This window comes from Pseudomonas sp. SDO5532_S415, assembly GCF_054071155.1.
On the sequence record NZ_JBSVWS010000145.1, the window covers coordinates 1 to 16029 of the forward strand.

Annotated in this window: 11 protein-coding genes and 2 pseudogenes; 9 read left to right on the plus strand and 4 right to left on the minus strand. The window is 61.2% G+C overall.

Annotated elements, in window-relative coordinates; all coding sequences use genetic code 11:
- The first annotated feature begins 226 nt into the window (after positions 1-226).
- Complete coding sequence (locus tag ACW9HW_RS23620) at positions 227-1255, plus strand: helix-turn-helix transcriptional regulator (protein WP_457401908.1); 1029 nt, start codon at positions 227-229, stop codon at positions 1253-1255.
- On the opposite strand, the gene ACW9HW_RS23625 is transcribed toward ACW9HW_RS23620, so the two are convergent.
- The gene (locus tag ACW9HW_RS23625; protein WP_457401909.1) at positions 1232-1615 is read right to left on the minus strand and encodes a DUF6124 family protein; all 384 of its coding nucleotides are present in this window, start codon (positions 1613-1615) and stop codon (positions 1232-1234) included. The two genes, ACW9HW_RS23620 and ACW9HW_RS23625, sit on opposite strands and share 24 nt — an antisense overlap.
- 489 nt (positions 1616-2104) lie before the next feature.
- On the opposite strand from ACW9HW_RS23625, the gene ACW9HW_RS23630 reads away from it, so the two are divergent.
- The 4 genes and pseudogenes from ACW9HW_RS23630 to ACW9HW_RS23645 all read left to right on the plus strand — a co-directional run bounded on the left by ACW9HW_RS23630 (position 2105) and on the right by ACW9HW_RS23645 (position 5698).
- Positions 2105-2464, plus strand: coding sequence for a DUF6124 family protein (locus ACW9HW_RS23630; protein ID WP_095192675.1), 360 nt, complete (start codon positions 2105-2107; stop codon positions 2462-2464).
- Between the two features lie 204 nt (positions 2465-2668).
- Positions 2669-2995, plus strand: a pseudogene (locus ACW9HW_RS23635) (amidohydrolase family protein); the annotation flags it as partial.
- Between the two features lie 66 nt (positions 2996-3061).
- The gene (locus ACW9HW_RS23640) at positions 3062-4459 is read left to right on the plus strand and encodes a purine-cytosine permease family protein (protein ID WP_457401910.1); all 1398 of its coding nucleotides are present in this window, start codon (positions 3062-3064) and stop codon (positions 4457-4459) included.
- Between the two features lie 186 nt (positions 4460-4645).
- Entirely contained in the window at positions 4646-5698 is a 1053-nt protein-coding gene (locus ACW9HW_RS23645) for a sterol desaturase family protein (protein ID WP_095192672.1), read from the plus strand.
- Positions 5699-5767: 69 nt separating this feature from the next.
- On the opposite strand, the gene ACW9HW_RS23650 is transcribed toward ACW9HW_RS23645, so the two are convergent.
- The 3 genes from ACW9HW_RS23650 to ACW9HW_RS23660 form a co-directional block, all read right to left on the minus strand.
- Positions 5768-7201 (minus strand): M15 family metallopeptidase, encoded by a 1434-nt coding sequence (locus ACW9HW_RS23650; protein ID WP_457401912.1) that lies wholly within the window; start codon positions 7199-7201, stop codon positions 5768-5770.
- Positions 7202-7385: 184 nt separating this feature from the next.
- Positions 7386-8642, minus strand: a complete 1257-nt coding sequence (glyA, locus tag ACW9HW_RS23655) for a serine hydroxymethyltransferase (RefSeq protein WP_095192670.1) — start codon at positions 8640-8642, stop codon at positions 7386-7388.
- Positions 8643-8893: 251 nt separating this feature from the next.
- Positions 8894-9817, minus strand: a complete 924-nt coding sequence (locus ACW9HW_RS23660; protein WP_095192669.1) for a LysR family transcriptional regulator — start codon at positions 9815-9817, stop codon at positions 8894-8896.
- A gap of 151 nt (positions 9818-9968) precedes the next feature.
- Between ACW9HW_RS23660 and speB the strand changes: the two genes are divergently transcribed.
- From speB to betA, 4 genes and pseudogenes are all read left to right on the plus strand, one after another.
- A complete protein-coding gene (gene speB / locus ACW9HW_RS23665) occupies positions 9969-10967 on the plus strand; it encodes an agmatinase (protein WP_095192668.1) in 999 nt (332 codons plus the stop codon).
- Between the two features lie 11 nt (positions 10968-10978).
- Positions 10979-12487 carry an aldehyde dehydrogenase family protein gene (locus ACW9HW_RS23670; protein ID WP_457401913.1) on the plus strand — a complete coding sequence of 503 codons (1509 nt, stop codon included), beginning with the start codon at positions 10979-10981 and terminating at the stop codon, positions 12485-12487.
- Positions 12488-12706: 219 nt separating this feature from the next.
- Positions 12707-14276: pseudogene (locus ACW9HW_RS23675) on the plus strand (purine-cytosine permease family protein).
- Positions 14277-14279: 3 nt separating this feature from the next.
- Complete coding sequence (betA, locus tag ACW9HW_RS23680; RefSeq protein WP_457401914.1) at positions 14280-15968, plus strand: choline dehydrogenase; 1689 nt, start codon at positions 14280-14282, stop codon at positions 15966-15968.
- Positions 15969-16029 lie beyond the last annotated feature (61 nt).

Consider the following 16029-nt stretch of genomic DNA (forward strand, 5'->3'; position numbering starts at 1 on the left):
ATGGGCGAATCATATCGCCCTAAAGAGGTGTCCGGGATTATTAGGCCAGTTCAGCCTCGCTCCTACAGGATCACAGATGATCAATTGTAGGAGCGAGGCTTGCCCGCGAAGGCAACTGCGAGATCACCATCGCAGGCAAGCCATGCTCCCACAACAGCATGGACGTCATTACAGCCCCTGTGGCATGGTCCAGGCCACAGATCAAGCAACGAACAGGACCGGCACAATGGAGGAGGGTAACCAGGGCGATGTCGACACCTCGATGACCACGCTGCACGCGTTCAACCGTTGCGTGTTGCACCTGGGGCGTCTGGCACGGGAGCGGGGTGCCGCCGAATTCATTGCCGACGGCCTGCAGGCGTTCCGCCCACTGGTGCCGTTCGCCTCGGCGTGGTGGGGCGAGATGTCTGCTTCGGCCGCCAGCACACCGCCGCAGAGCTGGATGCACGGGCGAATCGACCTGGCCGACTCCTTTGTCGCCCAATGGCAACAAAGTGCCGGCAGCGACAAATTCTCCCATGACACCTTGAGCCGCCCCGGCGAGGTCATCCGCGACAGCGGTTTCACCGACCCCGATGCCGAGGTGGACGCGTTCGCCCGGCGCCATGATCTCTACCACCCGATGTGCATCACCTTCGAGCTGCCGGAAAGTGGCCTGATGTTTTTCGTCTGTCTTTACCGTGGCGTTGCAGCGCCGGCTTTCAACGACCGCGAGGCCGGTCTGTTTTCCGCGTTCTGCGATCACCTGTTGCAGCTGTGGCGCTTTCAGGTGCAGGACATGATCCGCGTCGACACCGGCAACGGCGCCACCGATTTCGCGGTCGCGCGGCTGGACGGAGGACTGCTCTACGTCGGCGCCGGGTTGTGTGCGGCCATTCAGCGGGAATTGCCCGGCTGGAACGGTTCGACGTTGCCCGCCGAAGTGATCGCACAATTGCCCAAGGCGCCTTGTGTCATGCGCCTGGGCCGCTCGGCGCTGACCCTGAGTCCGAATGCCGAACACGTCATCCTGTCCCTGGAAACACCGCCGCGCGGGGCGGTGCTGGCACCACGGGAGCGGACCGTCGCCATGCTGTTCGCCGCCGGGCACTCCTACAAGGAAATCGCCCGAATTCTCACCCTCAGCCCGGCGACGGTGCGCACCTACCTGCGTAACTGCTACCTGCAACTGGGGGTGAAGAGCAAGGTGGAGCTGGGCTCGGTCTTGCGCTCGACGGGTTCGCAGGGGGAGTCAGGTCGCCGGGATGGTGTGTGAGGGTTCCATATTGTCCAGCACCCGATTCACCGCCAGCTCACCCAGCATGATCACCTGTTGAAGGGCCAACATCGTGTTGCGGTGCGTACCTTCCAACGTGCCGGAAAATTCATTGGCCAACACGCTCGCAGAGGCGAGCGACTCACAGGCGTAGGCCAGTAGCGTTTCGTTGTTGATGTCAGGCGCAACGACAAAAAGGGCGCTGGGCGGGAGTTTGGTGGTCATGTCAGGAGGCGGTGGATTCAGGTAATGGTCAAGTGCGTTGTTGACAGCCTGGTGCAGCTTTTTCGAAGGCGTGGAGACATAGGGGGCCGTGCTTTCTACTTCTGATCGGGTGAGGACGTCGGGGATCTTGCGCATGGTGAATCTCCGTGAAGTGTTGGTGGAGCTATCACGCTAACGGCCACGCTTCCGACGGCCAACCCTAAAAACATGTCGGATGCTTCCGGGTTTTTCTGGCAGTTTTCATCAAGGACGGGGCAGAATTTCAACCCGTTAAACACTATTCGCCAGGGTGTGTTTAATCGCGGTCGGATTCACTTCCTGAAAGCTACAAAGCCTTGCGGCGTTGCCTACGGGTACGCCAGAATCCGCCGGCTTGTGCGCTTTGGACCCCCTCGGTAACTTGATTCGCGTCACTGCCCATCAGTGATCGGGTTTAGCAGCCCGTGGTATTACGAACGCACTTGCATCCAGAGTCAGGTCATTCCATGCCTGCACTTTATGGTAGCTGTGCACAGGGCGCCCTCGGGCGCGCCGGTTTCGTTCTCCCGGTCTGCTAACCTGCGCACAGCTGCCACCCATCGTTTAGCAGCGACTCGGTGACGGCCCCATACGAGAGAGCGAAATATGAAAAAGCCTTCACCAAACCCGCCGGATATCGATCCAGCATCCCCCTACGAACCCGATTCAAAAAAACTCAACGAGGCCGCCGAACGCGCCCTCGATTATCACTTCCCGTCGATTGCCGACATCAAGGCCACACCGCGCACGCCGAGCACCCTGTTTACCGTCGATCCAAAGGTCACGACTGAAACCCTGATGGTTTACCTGGTCGAGACACTGGCCTCTGTGGATGTGATGGTCCATCAACTGGTGGATCATCTGGACGGGGGAGACCGCAATGCCCTGCTGGGCATTTCCAACAGCGTCATGCTGGCGGAGATCACGGCAAACCGTGTACTGGACCAGATCGATCCGCCTGAATAGTTCTTCGATAAATCAAAAAAATCACCTCACCCCTCCTCATTTGCAGAGGTCCGTCCGCTCACCGCGCCCTATAGGGTATGCCCTGCATATCAAGGACATACGCGGCCGTCCGGTCGAGTCCTTGCAAAACAATAAAAAGGGGTGAGGCAATTGAAATTGTCCAGGCTATTTATCGCGGTGGCTGGCGCAACGGCCTTTTCCTGTGTAGCCCGTTCCGGCGATCCGCAGAACCCGCACAGCTATGGCCCCAAGTACGCAGGCCGGCTCAAAGCCGACCCGGCGCTGTCCCGTGCCGAGGTGTTGCGCACCATCACCCTCAACGCCGCCGAGCAGCTCAGGTTGGAACAAGTGGTCGGTTCGGTCGAAGCGGGCAAGTTCGCCGACCTGATTGTGCTGGATAAAAACTTCATGCAAGTGCCCGAGGAGGAACTGGGGCGCAATCAGGTGCTGATGACGATGGTAGGCGGCAAGGTGGTGTGGGCCAAGGCACCGTTTGTGGGGCAGGTGGCTGTTATCGAACAACAAAAATGACCTCGGTTACACACAATCCCACAGGGGAATGTGTGTTGCCCTTTAATTTGGAAGAGAACAAGAATAATGACCCAGCAACAAAGTCCCCTGATCGAAACCCGTTCGATCGACTACATCCCCGAGGCCGAGCGCCATGGCAGCCTGTATAGCCAGTTCACCCTGTGGCTCGGGGCCAATCTGCAGATCACCGCGATTGTCACCGGAGCGCTGGCCGTGGTGTTGGGCGGTGATGTGTTCTGGTCGCTCGTCGGCTTGCTGATCGGCCAGGTGTTCGGCGGTGCCGTGGTGGCGCTGCATGCGGCGCAAGGGCCGAAACTCGGGTTGCCACAGATGATCTCCAGTCGCGTGCAATTCGGGGTGTACGGCGCGGCGATCCCGATTGTGCTGGTATGCCTGATGTACCTCGGTTTCAGCGCCACCGGCGCGGTGTTGTCGGGGCAGGCGATTGCCCAGTTGATCAGCGTCAGCGACAGTGCCGGCATCCTGGTTTTCGCCGCCGGCATCGCCTTGCTGACGATGTTCGGTTACCGGGTGATCCACCTGGTCGGGCGGGTTGCCAGCGTGCTCGGCGTCATCGCGTTCGTCTATCTGTTTACCCGGTTGATGACGCTCAACGATATCGGCCTGTTGCTGCAAAACCGTCATTTCGCCTGGAGTACTTTCCTGCTGGCGGTGTCGCTGTCGGCATCCTGGCAAATCGCCTTTGGCCCGTATGTGGCCGACTATTCACGCTACCTTCCGAGCAAGACGTCATCGTGGAAAACCTTCGCCGCCGTCGGCCTGGGCACCGTGTTGGGCGCCCAGGCTTCCATGGTGCTGGGGGTGTTCGCCGCGGCATTGGCGGGGGCGAACTTCCGTGGTCACGAAGTGGCGACCATCGTCGGTTTGGGCAGCAGCGGGGTGATGGCTTCCTTGCTGTACCTGAGCGTGGTCTTTGGCAAGGTCACGGTGTCGACCCTCAATGCTTATGGCAGCTTCATGTGCGTGGCCACCATCATCACCGGTTTTCGCAGTCACCTGGCATTCAGCGCCCGCCAGCGCATGGTGTTCGTGTTGCTGATTGTCGCGGCGTCCACCACCCTGGCGCTGCTGGGGCAGTACTCGTTCCTCAACTCGTTCAAGTATTTCATCCTGTTCTTGCTGACGTTCTTCACCCCCTGGAGTGCGATCAACCTGGTGGATTACTACTTCATCAACAAGGAGCGTTATGACATCCCGGCCTTGTCCGATCCGGCCGGCCGATATGGCCGCTGGAACCTGCTGGGGATCAGCGTGTACGTGATCGGCGTGCTGATTCAGTTGCCTTTCGTCGACACCCATTTCTACTCCGGACCGATGGTCGCGCAGCTTGGTGGCGTAGACATCTCCTGGATCGTGGGACTGGTGGTGCCGGGCGTTCTGTATTACTGGCTGGCCCGGCCATCGGCGATTGTCGTGCCCGTTGAAGGACGAACCAAAGCGTAAACAAGAAACATACGCAATAACGGCTACACTCGGTGATACGGCAACCACCGGGAAGGCGGGCGCACAGGCTATCTGGCTGGTGTGCCCCCCTGTAGGGGAAGGGTGTTGGCTAGAAAGGGACGGGTCATTATTATCCGCGTCGTTCTTAACCTACCCACAACGCTCTACCTTTCGGGCCTGCCGTTCATGGATGTTCTAGCACTTCTCTACCAATACCTGTTCAGGTGGGTGATCGCGCCTGTCAGCGACCAATTCCTTGGCCTTTTCGACCTTAACGGCCGGCTCTGCGTAGTCTTTCTATTCACGTCCTACGCCGTTGCCTACGGCCTGTTCCGCTGGCGCAAGTCCCGCGGGCTGACTGATGCGCCCACGTTCTGGCGGTTCATCGGCGGTAACCGCGTGCATTTTCATCCCTCGGCGCTGCTCGATTACCGCTACTACTTTGTGCGTGCGATCCTGAAAGTCATGCTGGTGGTGCCCATCGTCGGCCTCGTGGACCCGTACGTGTTGCGCTCAGGGGATTACGTGCGCTTCTTCACCCACCTGTGGGGCGCACGGGTGCAGGTGGAGCAGCAGCTTGGGTTGTCCTTGCTTTACGGTCTGGGGGTGTTCCTGTTGCAGGACTTCCTGCATTACTGGGCCCACCGCGCCTACCATTCGCGCTACCTGTGGGCGTTCCACAAGGTCCATCACTCGGCGCCGGTGCTGGTGCCGGTCACGGCCAGCCGGGTGCACTTCATCGAGAAAATGATCGAGCGGCTGATCGATATCGTGTTTATCAGCGCCTTCGCCGGCCTCTTCTGGTACGCCTGCGGCGGGGAGATCGACCGCTACACGCTGCTCGGTGTGACCTACATGGTGTTCATCTTCAACGCCCTGGCGTCCAACCTGCGGCACAGCCATGTCTGGCTGTCGTTCGGGCCGGTGGTCGAGCATGTGCTCAACAGCCCGGCGCAGCATCAGGTCCACCACAGCGACGCACCTCGGCACATCAACAAGAATTTCGGGGTCAACCTGTCACTCTGGGACTGGATGTTTGGCACGCTCTACGTCACGCGGTCCGAGCCCGAGGCCATCCGCTTCGGCACTGGCGAGGCGGATCAGCAGCGTTACCTGACACTCTACAGCCTGATCGTGACGCCGTTTGTCGAAACCGCGCGCACGTTGCGCAAATCCAGGCGCTCACCATCCCTGTGGGAGCGAGCCTGCTCGCGAATACGTCGGCACATTCAGTATTGATGTGACTGAAACACCGCCTTCGCGAGCAGGCTCGCTCCCACAGGTTTTTCACCGCTGACTGGGGCACGATCAGCGCTCGGGAAGGTTCCAGTGTTCGCGCAACTGCTCGTATTGCGCCTCGGGCAATTGCACCAGCAGCGGAGACTGGCGTGGGTCCAGCCAGTTGAACAGGCGCTCGATTTCCGTCGGCGCCATGGCGGTACAGCCACGGGTCGGCGTCGTTGGGCCGCGCCAGATGTGGAAGAAAATGCATGAGCCGGCGGCGGGGGATGCCGGGGTGTTGTGCTCGATGAAAATACCCTGGCGATACAAGTCATCGCTGCGCCGCATGCGTTCGGAACTGCTCCAGTCCTTGGCGACCGTCGAGCCGTCGACCAGTTGGTTGTAGCGTTTCGACTGGCTGTCATCCACGCATTCGATGGCCGGCGTCAGCGCGAGGTAGGGCAGTTTCGTTTCAGCTTTTGGGCCGTAACCGAACGCCGTACCCAGTTTGAAGATCCCGGCCGGGGCTTTACCGTCGCCTTCCTGTTTGATCGGTCCCTGACGTTTTTCAAGACTGTCGGGTTCCTGGGCCCAACCCATTCCGTTTTTGCCCAGAACCACAGGAAAAGCGGCCTCGAGCTTTTCAAACCTGTTGTCGCGCCGTTCATAGCGCTGGGCAGTGCCCTGAATGTCATCCCAATGTTTGCTGGTGACGACGATCAACTGCCGACTGTCGCCGAGCCCCTGGGCCAGGGGTTCAAGCGGGGTAATGGGGAAATCCATGACGGTCTTCAAGCCAGGATCGCGCGAGTATGTGAAATGCCACCACTCGGCGGAATAGCCAGTGAAGCCCTCTGCCTCCATGGCACGGGTGAGCCGCTGGCGATTTTCCATGGCTGTGGCGTTGATCAATGTCGTGTTGGTGTGGGCGCGCTCATCGAAGCAGTCAAAACCGGTACCCATGTCGACGGCGCCATCGTGCCAGCGCTGGCCATAAGGTGCCGTGCAATCGACGGGTGTGGCTGAAGGCGTCCAGGTGTCGGCGGGCAGGGCAACCGGACCGGTGAGAGTCAGGTCGACCGTGCCGCCCCTGGAGTGATTGGACACCCGTGCCACGTAGCCCAGGCGCCAGAAGTCCTGTTTGTCCACCCGTGGATAAAACTCGGCCTTGCGCGGGTCGCCCGGTTCCGTCGCAAAACGCCCCATGTCCGCCACCGCCCGACTGGGGCGATAGCAGTCGAATACCTTCAAACCATAGCCTTGCGCCCGCAATGCCGATTGCACCCGGGCGAGGGCCTTGGCGGCGTCCAGCGACAGCAGGCACTCCGCTGCTTCGTAGCCGTCGAGCGGGTGCCCGGTGAAGTTGTGGGCAGCGGCATAACGGATGTCCTGCTCGATGCCGGGATCGATCGTGCGCAGATAAACCATGTGCCCGGGCCTGTCTTCGGCTTGCACGCCGGCAGGCAGGATGGGCGAGAGTAACAGCAGCGACAGGCTGCATGATCGAACTGCAAATGACATCGGGGCCGATCTCCGCACAGGCATGGCAAGTGCGTACATCATGGCTTGAAACGCGCCTGCACAACCACTGTAGGAGCGAGCTCTGCTCGCGAAAAATGTCGGGACAACGCGTTCATCCAGACAATCCGCGTAATCGTTGACGTCCATCGCGAGCAGAGCTCGCTCCTACAGAGGGTGGTGCTTGTCAGTCGCGGTAGACCGGGAAATCACTGCACAGGGCTGCCGCTTGCCGGGCGACCCGGGCCTCGATCCCGGTATCGCCGAGGTGGTCGAGAATGTCGCAGATCCAGCCCGCCAGTTCGATGCTCTGGGCTTCCTTGAAACCGCGACTGGTGATCGCCGGCGTACCGATGCGCAGGCCGGAGGTTACGAACGGCGACTGCGGATCATTGGGCACCGCGTTCTTGTTCACGGTGATGCCGGCACGGCCGAGCGCGGCATCGGCGTCCTTGCCGGTCAGGCCCTGGCGAATCAGGCTGACCAGAAACAGGTGGTTGTCGGTACCGCCGGACACCACATCGTAGCCGCGCTCGATGAAGACCTGCGCCATCGCCTGGGCGTTGCGGATCACTTGCGCCTGGTAAGTCTTGAAGGCCGGCTCCAGCGCTTCCTTGAAGCACACCGCTTTGGCCGCGATCACGTGCATCAGTGGGCCGCCCTGGCCGCCGGGGAACACCGCGGCGTTGAGTTTTTTCTCCAGTTCCGCATTGGCCCTGGCCAGGATCAACCCGCCACGCGGACCGCGCAGGGTCTTGTGGGTCGTGGTGGTGACCACGTCGGCGAATGGAATCGGGTTCGGATACAGACCGGTCGCCACCAGCCCGGCAACGTGGGCCATGTCGACGAACAGGTACGCGCCCACCTTGTCGGCGATCTGCCGCAAACGCGGGAAGTCCAGGGTCTTCGAGTAAGCCGAGAAACCGGCAATGATCATCTTCGGTTGATGCTCAACCGCCAGACGTTCGACTTCGTCGTAGTCGATCAACCCGGTCGCGGTGTCGATGCCGTATTGCACGGCGTTGTACAACTTGCCGGAAAAACTCACCTTGGCACCATGAGTCAGATGCCCGCCGTGGGCCAGGCTCATGCCCAGCACGGTATCGCCCGCTTGCAGCAACGCCAGGTAAACCGCGGCGTTGGCCTGGCTGCCGGAATGCGGTTGGACGTTGGCGTAATCGGCGCCGAACAGTTGCTTGGCGCGGTCGATGGCCAACTGCTCGACCACATCGACGTGTTCGCAACCGCCGTAATAACGCTTGCCCGGATAGCCCTCGGCGTACTTGTTGGTCAGGCCGCTGCCTTGCGCTTGCATCACCCGTTGGCTGGTGTAGTTCTCCGAGGCGATCAACTCGATGTGGTGTTCCTGCCGTGCGTCTTCGGCGTCCATCGCTGCCAGCAGTTCGTCGTCGTAGCCTTTGATCTGGTCGTGCTTGCTGAACATGGTGAGTCCTCTGGTTTCGTTGTTGTTGGACGTTGCTGTTCGCAAGGCTGATGCCAGTGTTGGTTATTTGTTTTAAAACAAAGGCTTATGGTTGTTCTTGCATGGAATGGCGCGGGTGGGTCGTATTGAAATCAATACGGGCCTGCAGGCATGAGCGAACGATGTCCAGGCTGTGCGGGTGATCAGGGGCTTGTCTTGAATTCACTACGGTGTATCGATTTGCATACACAGCCCTTGTGGGAGGAGGTTTGTCAGGGCTTCCCGGGTGAAGCCACTTTGCGCGAACAGGCCGCCAGATCCTCAAGAAATGCCTGGAGAATCGGCGGCGGTGCCGTGCCGCGCCGGGTGATCACGTCGAACGGTGACATCAGTTGCAGGCTCTGCGGGGCGAGCTGGTGCATCTCGCCGGTCTTGATCCACTGGGCGGCGAAATGGGCCGGCAGAAAGCCCAGGTAAGCCCCGGAGATGATCAGGATCGCCAGGGCCTCGATGTTGTCCACGGTCGCCGCCGCCTTGCTCACCCCCAGGTGTTCCAGGTCGTATTGCTGCATGTAGCCGCGCACGACAATGCGGCTGGTGCTGATTTCTTCAAGCAGCTCGTCACCTTCGGCCTGGCTGCCGAACAGCGGATGCCGCCGCCCGCAATACAGCCCCAGCGCTTCCTGATACAGCGGTGAATGCTGCAACCCCGGCACATGGATCGGGAAGTGCCCGATGGCCAGGTGCAGGCGGCCGTCGAGCACCCGTTCCTCCAGTTCGGCAGGTTCGCCGACGTACACGCTCAGGTGCACATCGTGCCCGCGCGATACGAAGCGTTGGGTGGTGCGCGGGATCGGCGAATCGGGGTCGGTGATGGTGGTGTCGATGATCCCCAGGTTGAGCTTGCCGCTGATGTGCTGCTTGAGCACATCGGCGTCCATGCAGAAGTTTTCCACCGCCGAGAGCAGGCGCTGGGTGGCTTCATGGATCGCCACGCCTTGCTCGGTCAGGCGAAAGCCACTGCGTCCACGCTGGCAGAGCTTGACCCCAAGCCGGGTCTCCAGATGGGTCATCTGTTCGCTGATGGTCGACTGGCCGGCGTTCAACGCCGCCTGCGCCGCGGAAAAGCCACCACAGCGGACAATCGTGGCAAACACCCTGAGCAATTTCAGGTCGACATCGTGCAGTTGAATCACCTTGGACCTCCCGCCTGCGAATACATCGGCAATGCCGATATGAGTATCTGATGTTTAGCATTTTTTCCACGAAAAGCTGCGCCCATAGTCTTTCCAACGGCGGTCGCCTTGCAGTCCGCCCAGCCGATAACAAGAAGTGGAGAGGCTTGAAATGTCGAACAACGGTTATGAGTCCGGTCGCCTGAACCTGCCATTCGTGGGGCATTGCACCTTCGGCAAATCCCCGGTGTGCACCGACTGGGATGCCCTGGATGCCGACGTGGCGGTGCTCGGCGTGCCCAACGACATGGGCACCCAGTGGCGCTCCGGCGCACGCTTCGGACCACGGGGCATTCGCGAGGCATCGACGCTGTTTTCCTTCGGCCATGCCGGTGCGTACGACCACGAAGATGACGTCATGTACCTGACCGCCGCCGACGTGCGCATGGTCGACGTCGGGGATGCCGACATCGTCCACACCGACATGGTCACCAGTAACCACAACACCGAATACGCGGTGCGCAAGATCCTCGATGCCGGCGTGATGCCGGTGGTACTGGGCGGTGATCACTCGGTGCATGCCCCGGTGATCAAGGCGTTCGAAGGGCGCGGTCCGATCCACATCATCCATTTCGATGCGCACCTGGATTTCGTCGACGAGCGCCATGGCGTGCGCTACGGCCACGGCAACCCGCTGCGCCGCGCCTCGGAAATGAACCACATCGTCGGCATGACCCAGATGGGCATTCGTAACGTGTCGTCGTCCAACCGCGATGACTACGAAGCGGCCCACGCGGCGGGTTCGAAGATTCTTTCGGTGCGCGACGTGCGTCGGCTCGGCGTCGACGGGGTGCTGGCGCTGATCCCGCAGAACATCAATTACTACATCACCATCGACATCGACGGTTTCGACCCGTCCATCGCCCCCGGCACCGGCACCCCCAGCCATGGCGGCTTCCTCTACTACGAAGTGCTGGAGATCATCCAGGCGCTGGCCAAACGCAGCCAGGGCAACATCGTCGGCATGGACCTGGTGGAAGTCGCGCCGGTGTACGACCCGACCGGCATGACCTCGATTCTCGCCGCGCAACTGCTGCTCAACAGCATCGGTTTCATCTTCCACGAACGCGCCCAGGCGCGGCAGTCCATCAACGAAGCCACCCCGGCCTGAGAGCATAAAAAATGGACACGATCGTCAAAAACTACCTGCAAAAATTCGGCGTCAGCGAAGCCACCCAGACCTTCCTCAGCAAGGTGCAGAAAATGTTCATCGGCGGTGCCTGGGTCGAAGCCAGCGACGGCCAGACCTCCGAGGTGATCGAACCCTCGACCGAAGGCCTGATCACCCGCATTCCCATGGGCACCACGCAAGATCTGGACCGCGCCGTACAAGCCGCCCGTGCCCAGTTCGACGGCGGCGCCTGGCGCCAGGCCAAACCGGCGGAACGCGAACGGTTGATACAGCGCCTGGCGGACCTGATCGAGCAAAACGCCTTTGAGCTGGCGCAGATCGAATCGATCGACATGGGCAAATCCGTCGCCTTCGCCAAGGATGTCGACATCCAGGGCACGGTCGACACCCTGCGTTACTTCGCCGGTTGGGCCACCAAGCTCCACGGGCGTACCGTCGAACCTTCGCTGCCGGGCAATTACCTGGCCTATACCCGCAAGGAAGCAGTGGGGGTGGTCGGCGCTATCGTGCCGTGGAATTTCCCGCTGCAAACCATGGCCTGGAAGCTTGGCGCGGCGCTGGCCACCGGTTGCACCGTGGTGGTCAAGCCCGCCGAACTGACCTCGCTCTCGGCCCTGCGATTTGCTGAGCTGGTACAGGAAGCGGGTATCCCGGACGGCGTGATCAACATCGTCACCGGGCGCGGCAGCGTGGTCGGCGCGGCCATGGCCACCCACCCCGGCATCGACAAACTGACCTTCACCGGATCGACCCCGGTGGGCCGCACCGTCGGCCGCGCCGCGCTCGACGAAATGAAGCGACTAACCCTGGAACTCGGAGGAAAATCACCGGTAATCGTCTTGGCCGACGCAGACATTCCCGCCGCCGCGCAAGCGGTCGCCAATGGCGTGTTCTTCAACTCGGGGCAGGTATGCGACGCCGGTACGCGGGCCTATGTTCATCGCAGCGTCTACGACGAATTCCTGGGTGAACTGATCGCCTACACCCGGACGTTGAAGATGGCCCCGGGGCTGGACCCGGACTGTTTCATCGGCCCGCTGGTCTCGGCGTTGCAGAAGCAGCGCGTGACCGAGTACATCGAGACCGGCAAGCGCGAAGGTGCCGAACTGGTCTACGGCGGCCAGCCGGTCGAGGGTCCGGGTTTCTTCGTCGAGCCGACCATTTTTGCCCATTGCCGCAACGACATGCGCATCGTCCAGGAAGAGATCTTCGGCCCGGTGCTGGTGACCGCCGCGTTCGACGATGAAGAAGAGGCACTGGCCCTGGCCAATGACTCGCCTTACGGCCTGGCGGCGGCCCTGTATTCCAACGACCTTGGAAAAGTGCACAGCCTGATTCCGCGGTTGAAAGCGGGTTCGGTCTACGTCAACGCCCACGGCACCCTCGACCCGTCGATGCCGTTCGGTGGCTACAAGCAGTCGGGTTTCGGCAAGGACCTGGGCGCGGAGCAGCTCGACTACCTGCTCGAAACCAAGGCGGTGTGGATCACGCTGCCCTGATCCCCAGCTCATGCCTGCTGGCACCAAGGACAATGCCTGGCAGACAAAGGGACACCCTGTGGCGAGGGAGTTTGCTCCCGCTGGGTTGCGAAGCGGCCCCGGCTCTTCCCCTGAAAAGCAGGGACTGCTGCGCAGTCCAGCGGGAGCAAGCTCCCTCGCCACAGTCACCCCAAAGAATGCGGTTATTTCGTCATGATCTTCCAACAATAAGAGACCATCATGAACATTGACGCCAAGCCTGCTCCGAGTCTGTCCATCCTCGACGACAAATCCGTGGTCGAGGGGCATTCCATCGATTTCATCCCTGAGAACGAGCGCACTGACAAACTGTCGAGCCAAGGCCCGTTCTGGTTCCTCGGCAATTTCACCTTCTTCACCATGACCATCGGCTTTGTCGGGCCGAGCGTTGGCCTGACGGCGCTCTGGACCACCCTGGCCGGCACGCTGGGCATCATGTTCGGCACGCTGTTCATGGCCTTTCATGGTTCGCAAGGTCCGCACCTGGGCCTGCCACAGATGATCCAGTCCCGGGCGCAGTTCGGTTATCGCGGGGTGATCCTGGTGCTGTTGGCGACGCTGTTCGTGTTCGCCGGTTTCAACATCGTCAACCTGGTGTTGATGATGCAGGGGCTGCACACGCTGTTCGGGTTCAGCCCCACGGTGATTGCGGTGGCGGTGACCATCCCGGCAGCGGTGCTGGCGATTCTTGGGTCATGACTGGATGCACCGCAGTTTCAAATGGGCCCTGTACCTGTCGCTGCCGCTGTACGGCCTGGTGACGCTGGCAGTGTTGATGGGCTGGGTGCCGGACGCGGTGCTGCCGCCACTCGCCGAAGGTGAAGTGGCCCCGGCGCCGCTGGGTTTCAACTGGACCGGCTTCATCGCCCAGTTCGCGGCGGCGGCGAGCTACAACATCGCTTACGCCCCGTATGTGTCCGACTATTCGCGTTACCTGCCGAAGAACACCTCCAGCGGCAAGTTGATCGCGGTGGTGTTCCTCGGTGCGTCGTTGTCCGGTGCATGGATGATTTCCGTGGGCGGCTGGCTGGCCGATCACCTGCACTCCACCGACGTATTGGTGGCCCTGGGGCAAGTCGGCAATACCGTGTCGCCGCTGATGGGCACCGCGGTTGTGGTCATCACCATCCTGGCGTTCCTGCCGGTGATTGCGATGAACATCTACAGCGCCAAGCTGACCACGCTGACCTGCATCGATTCCATCAAACACATCGAACCGACCCGCAAGGCGCGAATCCTGGCCATCGGTTTCGTGATCCTGCTGCAACTGGGCGTGGCCCTGAGCATCCAGAGTTCGGGCAAGGGCCTGTCGGTGCTCGGCATCTACCTGGTGGTGATGCTGTACTTCCTGGTGCCCTGGACCTCGGTCAACCTCACCGACTACTTCTTCGTGCGCAAGGGCCGCTACGCCATCCCGCACTTCTTCATGCCCCACGGCAACATCTACGGCAGCTGGGGCCTGCGGGGCATTGCCGCGTATGCCATCGGCTTCATCTCGATGATCCCGTTCTTCTACATCTACGACGGTGTCGAGCAGCGCGAGGTGTACGTCGGCCCGCTGGCCAAGGCGCTGGGCAGCATCGACATCGCCTGGCTGGTCGGGCTGATCGTGTCGGGGCTGGCGTACTACTGGCTGAGCCGCTCCATCGATCTCAAGCGCGAAGAAATCATCATCCAGCACATCGAAAAAACCTGCCCGCACTACACCACCGGCGACCCGCTGAGCAAACCCTCGTTGCCGGTGTTCAACGAATCGGCGGCTCGGAGATAAATCATGGCTACGCAAAAATACGACTACATCATCATCGGTGCCGGTTCGGCCGGTTGTGTGTTGGCCAACCGTCTCAGCGAAGACCCGGCCACGTCTGTGCTGGTGCTGGAATTCGGCGGCAGCGACCGCAGTGTGGTGATCCAGATGCCGAGCGCGTTTTCGATCCCGATGAACACCAAGAAGTACAACTGGCGCTATGAAACCGAGCCTGAGACGTACCTCAATGGCCGGCGCATTCACTGCCCGCGCGGCAAGGTGTTGGGTGGTTCGTCGTCGATCAATGGCCTGGTCTACATCCGTGGCCATGCCTATGACTTCGATGAGTGGGAAACCCTCGGCGCCCAGGGCTGGGGTTATAAAAATTGCCTGCCGTACTTCAAGCGTGCCGAGAGCTACGAGTCCGGTGGGGACAGCTATCGCGGGCAAACCGGCCCGCTGCACACCACCAACGGCAACCATATGAAAAATCCGCTGTACGGGGCCTGGGTCGAAGCCGGTGCCGAAGCGGGCTATATCAAGACCGACGACTGCAACGGCTTCATGCAGGAAGGCTTTGGGGCGATGCACATGACCGTGAAGAATGGCGTGCGCTGCTCCACCGCCAACGCTTATCTGCGCCCGGCCATGGGCCGCCCGAACCTGACCGTGATCACCCACGCGATGACCCGGCAGATCATCCTCGAAGGCAAGCGCGCGGTGGGCATCCGCTATGACCACAATGGCCAGACCCATGAGGTGTATTGCAACCGCGAAGTGCTGATTTCGTCCGGCCCCATCGGTTCGCCGCATTTGCTGCAACGCTCCGGCATCGGCCCGGCCGAGGTTCTGCGCAAAGCCGGGATCGAGGTGCGCCATGACCTGCCCGGGGTAGGGGAGAACCTGCAGGATCACGCCGAGGTGTACATCCAGTTCGGCTGCAAGGAGCCGGTGACGCTCAACAGCAAAATGGACCCCCTGAGCAAGTTGTTGATCGGCCTGCGCTGGCTGTTGTTCAAGGATGGCCTGGGCGCCACCAATCACTTCGAGGCCGGCGGTTTCATCCGCTCCGACAAGGGCCTGCGCTGGCCGGACATCCAGTTCCACTTTCTGCCGGCCGCCATGCGTTACGACGGCAACAAGCCGATCAAGGGCCACGGTTTCATGGTGCTCACCGGGCCGAATAAACCGAAAAGTCGTGGTTACGTGCGGGTGCGTTCTGCCGACCCGTATGAACACCCGGAAATCCGCTTCAACTACCTGCAACGCGAGGAGGATCGCGAAGGCTTCCGCCGCTGTATCCGCCTGACCCGCGAGATCATCGGCCAGAAGGCCATGGACCGTTTCCGCGACGGCGAAATCGCCCCTGGTCCGCTGGTGCAAACCGATGAACAGATCGACGCCTTCGTCCGTGACAACCTTGAAAGCACCTATCACCCTTGTGGCTCGTGCCGCATGGGTGAGGACGACATGGCGGTGGTGGATTCCGAGCTGCGGGTGCATGGCATTGCCGGGCTGCGGGTGATCGACTCCTCGGTGTTCCCGACCGAGCCGAACGGCAACCTCAATGCCCCGACCATCATGCTGGCCGAGCGGGCGTCGGATCTGGTGCGCGGGGTGGCGATGCTGCCGGCATCGCAGGTGCCGGTCGGGCTGGTGGAGAACTGGGAAAACAGCCAACGCTCGGTGTTACCGGGGCGTAACGTGCGGGTGTAGTGCAAGTCAATGTGGGAGCGAGCCTGCTCGCGAAGGCGGCGACACGGTTTAACTGACTTTT

Excerpts from the sequence above, each read along its gene's own strand:
- ACW9HW_RS23620 (WP_457401908.1), top strand. The coding sequence starts at position 227 with ATGGAGGAGGGTAACCAGGGCGATGTCGACACCTCGATGACCACGCTG.
- ACW9HW_RS23625 (WP_457401909.1), bottom strand. The coding sequence starts at position 1,615 with ATGCGCAAGATCCCCGACGTCCTCACCCGATCAGAAGTAGAAAGCACG.
- ACW9HW_RS23630 (WP_095192675.1), top strand. The coding sequence starts at position 2,105 with ATGAAAAAGCCTTCACCAAACCCGCCGGATATCGATCCAGCATCCCCC.
- ACW9HW_RS23640 (WP_457401910.1), top strand. The coding sequence starts at position 3,062 with ATGACCCAGCAACAAAGTCCCCTGATCGAAACCCGTTCGATCGACTAC.
- ACW9HW_RS23645 (WP_095192672.1), top strand. The coding sequence starts at position 4,646 with ATGGATGTTCTAGCACTTCTCTACCAATACCTGTTCAGGTGGGTGATC.
- ACW9HW_RS23650 (WP_457401912.1), bottom strand. The coding sequence starts at position 7,201 with ATGTCATTTGCAGTTCGATCATGCAGCCTGTCGCTGCTGTTACTCTCG.
- glyA (WP_095192670.1), bottom strand. The coding sequence starts at position 8,642 with ATGTTCAGCAAGCACGACCAGATCAAAGGCTACGACGACGAACTGCTG.
- speB (WP_095192668.1), top strand. The coding sequence starts at position 9,969 with ATGTCGAACAACGGTTATGAGTCCGGTCGCCTGAACCTGCCATTCGTG.
- ACW9HW_RS23670 (WP_457401913.1), top strand. The coding sequence starts at position 10,979 with ATGGACACGATCGTCAAAAACTACCTGCAAAAATTCGGCGTCAGCGAA.
- betA (WP_457401914.1), top strand. The coding sequence starts at position 14,280 with ATGGCTACGCAAAAATACGACTACATCATCATCGGTGCCGGTTCGGCC.